This is a genomic window from Humibacter sp. (assembly GCF_051954055.1).
GTDB lineage: Bacteria > Actinomycetota > Actinomycetes > Actinomycetales > Microbacteriaceae > Humibacter.
The window spans coordinates 1-4548 of record NZ_JBQCIE010000075.1; the positions used below are offsets into that span (position 1 = coordinate 1).

A 4548-nucleotide genomic window follows, 5' to 3' on the forward strand; every position below is an offset into this window, starting at 1 on the left:
TCGGCTAGCCGGCCCACCGCACTTCGCCCGCCACGGAGCGGCTGGCTCCAATTCACCCTCTATGGACCTCCCGTCGCACGCCGGTGTGCGCGAGCATGCCGGTGAGCATCCAACGATCCGAGGTCTCACAAGTGACGACAGCCGATAGCGCAACCGAGACGGCACCCGACCAGTCGAAGACCAACAAGCTCAGCCTTCCCGCGCTCACCGCCATGGTGATCGGGTCGATGGTGGGCGCCGGCGTCTTCCAGCTGCCGGCCCGTTTCGCCGCCCAGACTGGCGTCGTGGGCGCCATCATCGCGTGGGCCATTGCGGGTCTCGGGATGCTCACCCTCGCCCTGGTCTTCCAGACTCTCGCGAATCGCAAGCCCAAGCTCGACAACGGCGTGTACGTATATGCCCGCGAGGGATTCGGCGTGTACCCCGGGTTCCTCTCCGCCGTCGGATACTGGGGATCCGCCTGCGCCGGCAACGCCTTCTACTGGATCCTGATCATGACGACGATCAGCCAGCTCTTCCCCGACCTGAAGCCGGTGCTCGGCTTGGGCGACACGTGGGTAGCGTTCATCATCTCGGCGGCGGCGGTCTGGGCGTTCTTCCTGCTCATCAGACAGGGCGTGAAGGAGGCGGCGGCGATCAACGCCATCGTCACTGTCGCGAAGCTCGTGCCGCTCGCGCTGTTCCTCGTGCTCGTGATCTTCTTCTTCAGGCCGGCTGTCTTCGTCTCGAACATGACGGGCGGATACGACCTGCCCGGCGGCTCGCTGTTCCATCAGGTGCAGGGCACGATGCTCGTCACCGTGTTCGTCTTCCTCGGGATCGAGGGCGCGAGCGTCTACTCGCGACACGCGAAGAAGCGCTCCGACGTCGGCCGGGCGACGGTCATCGGATTCCTGTCGGTGCTCGCGCTGTTCGCGAGCGTCTCGATCCTGTCGTACGGCATCCTGCCGAAAGCCGAGATCGCGAAGCTTCCGCAGCCATCGGTGGGAAGCGTGCTGGAGGCCGCCGTCGGCCCATGGGGCGGCGCCGTCATCCGGGTCGGTCTCATCATCTCCGTGCTGGGCGCCTACCTGGCGTGGCAGCTGCTGGCCGCAGACGTGGTGTTCGCGGCGGCCAGCGACAAGGACATGCCGAAGTACTTCGGCCGGCTGAACAAGCACGGCGCTCCGGCGAACGCCGTGCTGTGGACGTCGATCCTCGTGACGCTGATCCTCTTCATCGTGCAGTTCCTGCACAACGCGCTGGACTTCACGCTCGATCTCACGGCGGCGCTCTCGCTCGCGCCCTACGCGCTCGCCAGCGGCTACGCGGTGAAGATCGCGATCAGACGCGACGGATACGACGTCGCGAGACCGGACCACCGGGTGCGCGAGCTGGTGATCGCGATCATCTCCACTGTGTACACGCTCTTCCTCGTGTGGGCGGCCGGGTATGTGTTCATGTTCCTCGCGGGCATCCTTCTCGCTCCGGCATCGCTGCTCTACTACTTCGCGCGGCGGGAACAACGAGCGGATGCCGCGCCCGGCCGCGTCGTGCCCGTCTTCACGAAACCGGGCTGGGTCGTGTTCATCGTGCTCGTCGTGTTCGCGATCGTCGGCATCGTGCTGCTCGCGACCGGTGTCGTGCAGGTGGCGCCCCCGCCGCCGGTCGACTACTACAACCACTGATGTGACGAGGAAGAACAAGGAGTTCCTGATGCCGAACCAGCCGTATGGCGTGTACTCCGAGGTGGGTAAGCTCAACAAGGTTCTGGTGTGCCGGCCGGGGCTGGCCCACGAGCGGCTCACGCCGAGCAACAACGATGACCTGCTGTTCGACGACGTGCTCTGGGTGCACAACGCCAAGCGCGACCATCACGATTTCGTGCTCAAGCTCGAGTCCCGCGGCGTCGAGGTGGTTGAGCTGCACGAGCTGCTCGCGCAGACGCTCGCCGTTCCCGGGGCGAAATCCTGGCTGCTCGACCGCAAGATCACCGCGAACGAGGTGGGCCTCGGCCTGATGGCCGATACCAGGGCGTTCCTCGACTCGCTGGATGACGCGACCCTCGCCGAGTACCTCATCGGCGGCCTCTCGACTCGCGACCTGCCCGATGACTTCCGCCCGTCGTACCTCTCGCTGGCGAGAGAGTCCACCGGTGTGAACGAGTACCTCATGCCGCCGCTGCCGAACACGCTGTACACGCGCGACACGACGTGCTGGATCTACGGCGGCCTCACCCTGAATCCGCTGTACTGGCCGGCCAGGCACGACGAGACGCTGTTGATGAAGGCGATCTACGACTTCCACCCCGACTACACCGGCAACACGGTGTGGTGGGGCGACCCGGAACTCGACTGGGGCCAGGCCACGCTCGAGGGCGGCGACGTGATGCCCGTCGGAAACGGCGCAGTGCTGATCGGCATGAGCGAGCGGACGTCCCGGCAGGCGATCACCCAGCTGGCGGCGAAGCTGTTCGAAGCGGATGCCGCCACTCGCGTCGTCGTGGCCGGCATGCCCAAGCTGCGCGCCGCGATGCACCTCGACACGGTCTTCACGTTCGCGGACCGCGACCTCGTGACGTACTACCCCGACATCGTGGACGGCATCCAGGCGTTCTCGCTGCGTCCCTCGGACGATGGGTCGGTGGAGGTCACCGAGGAGAAGGACTCGTTCGTCGACGTGGTCGCCGACTCTCTCGGCCTCGCGAAGCTGCGCACGGTCGAGCCGGGAGGCGGCTGGTATGCCGGTGAGCGTCAGCAGTGGGACAGCGGCAACAACGCGGTGGCCGTCGAGCCCGGCGTCGTGTTCACGTACGACCGGAACACGCACGTGAACACGCTGCTGCGCAAGGCGGGCGTCGAGGTGATCACGATCGTCGGAGCGGAACTCGGCCGAGGCCGCGGCGGAGGACACTGCATGACGTGCCCGATCTCCCGCGACGCAGTGGAGTTCTAGGAGCCCGCGCTACAGCCGCGCCTCGGGGATCGTCGGCTCGAACAGCTCGATCGGATTGCCGGAGGGGTCCTCGATGAGGATCTGCCTGCCGCCGACTCCGTCGACGATCTCATTGCGCATCCCCACGCCCTGTTCCCGGAGCCGTTCGACGCGTGCATCGAGGTCGTCCACTTCGAGCGAGAAGCGGTTCCAGCCGCCCGGTTGCGGCAGCGTGCCGTCAGGCATCGCCGCACCGCCTCCCGGACCTCCGCTCGGTGCGCTCAGCACCAGCCTCAGCTCACCGTGCGACAGCATGGCGAACGCCGGAGCCGGATGCATCACCAACCGGAATCCGAGCCGGTCCACGTAGAACGCGATCGCTTGGTCGACATCGTGGACGATGTACCGCACGCTGATTGAAGGCATTCGGATCACCCCGTACCAGGGTCGGTCATCCGTCGGCGCGCGTCCAGCCTTTGTGATGGAACCACCACCACATGAGGCACGCCGAGGCGACCATCGTGCCGAGGCCGAGCAGGAAGAACGCCAACGGGCCGACGAGCACGTGCCCGACCTCCCAGCTGAAGTTCATGCCGAAGAACCCGGTCAGAAAGCTCAACGGCAGAAAGATCGAGGCGATGATCGCGAGCTGCTTGGATGTCGCACCCTGCTTGTTCGCGACCGTCGACAGGTAGAGATCGGTGCAGCTGGCGACCATCTCGTGGTACGAGTCGAGCTCGTCGCAGATGCGGATCAAATGGTCGTAGATGTCGCGGAAGTAGTCGTGGCTGTCGGGCTCGAGCCCGGCGAGGTCGGTGATGACCTCGATCTGACGCGCGAAGACATCCCGCATCGGCACGACCGCCTTGCGCAGCCGGAGCAGCAGCCGCTTGAGCCGGAAGGTCTCCTCGAGCTCGCGCCGCCCCGCACCGGAGACGATCGCGTCTTCGAGGTCGTTGATCTGCTCATCCAGGTCGGCGAGCATCGGGAAGTAGCTGTCGACGATGACATCCACGATCTTGTAGACGTAGTAGCGCTCCGTCTTCGGCGAGTTGCTGCGGGTGAACTGCTCGCGCAGGTCATGCAGCTCGGAGTACGGATTGCGGTGCACGGTGACGATGAAGTCGCCGCTCAGGTGGCAGTGCACCTCCTCGAGCGGATGCGGGTTCTCGTCCTCCGGCTCGGACTCGACGCCGCCCTGCAGCACGAGCAGCGCCGTATCGCCGTACGTGTCGAGCTTCGCCCGTTGCCCGAACTTGACGCTGTCCTCGACCGCGAGCGGATGCAGGCCGAGCAGCGCACCAAGGTGCTCGATCTGCTCCTTGCTCGGGTCGGAGAGGTCGAGCCAGAAGAACTCCTGCTTCTGTCGCGACTCCTTGATCAGTGCGTCGTCGATGGAGTCGAGGATGCGCATGCGGGCTCCGCTGTACGAAGGTGGATGGGGCATCCGTCAGCGTAGCCCTGCCCTGTCCGCCCCGCGCGACGAGCCCCACCCGCTCAGGTCGCCGTTTATTTCGGGATTCGCGTTGTGTTGCGACAGAAACAGCGACCTGTAAGGAGGGGGGATCCCTAGATACGCGGCCGCTCGCGGAGAACAACAGCGGCCGAGCGCCGGGGCGGCGCGCCGCACCAGCC

4 protein-coding genes are annotated in these 4548 nt (G+C 66.0%); 2 read left to right on the forward strand and 2 right to left on the reverse strand.

Annotated elements, in window-relative coordinates:
• Positions 1-131: 131 nt before the first annotated feature.
• Both ACTHNC_RS08400 and ACTHNC_RS08405 read left to right on the forward strand, forming a co-directional pair.
• Positions 132-1667 carry a basic amino acid/polyamine antiporter gene (locus tag ACTHNC_RS08400; protein WP_440294148.1) on the forward strand — a complete coding sequence of 512 codons (1536 nt, stop codon included), beginning with the start codon at positions 132-134 and terminating at the stop codon, positions 1665-1667.
• 28 nt (positions 1668-1695) lie between these two features.
• Complete coding sequence (locus ACTHNC_RS08405) at positions 1696-2934, forward strand: arginine deiminase (protein ID WP_440294151.1); 1239 nt, start codon at positions 1696-1698, stop codon at positions 2932-2934.
• A 9-nt stretch (positions 2935-2943) separates the two neighbouring features.
• Here the strand turns inward: ACTHNC_RS08405 and ACTHNC_RS08410 are convergent, their stop codons facing one another.
• Together ACTHNC_RS08410 and ACTHNC_RS08415 are read right to left on the reverse strand one after the other, a co-directional pair.
• Positions 2944-3339 (reverse strand): VOC family protein, encoded by a 396-nt coding sequence (locus ACTHNC_RS08410; RefSeq protein ID WP_440294149.1) that lies wholly within the window; start codon positions 3337-3339, stop codon positions 2944-2946.
• Positions 3340-3364: 25 nt separating this feature from the next.
• Positions 3365-4327 carry a magnesium transporter CorA family protein gene (locus tag ACTHNC_RS08415; protein WP_440294150.1) on the reverse strand — a complete coding sequence of 321 codons (963 nt, stop codon included), beginning with the start codon at positions 4325-4327 and terminating at the stop codon, positions 3365-3367.
• Positions 4328-4548: the final 221 nt, after the last annotated feature.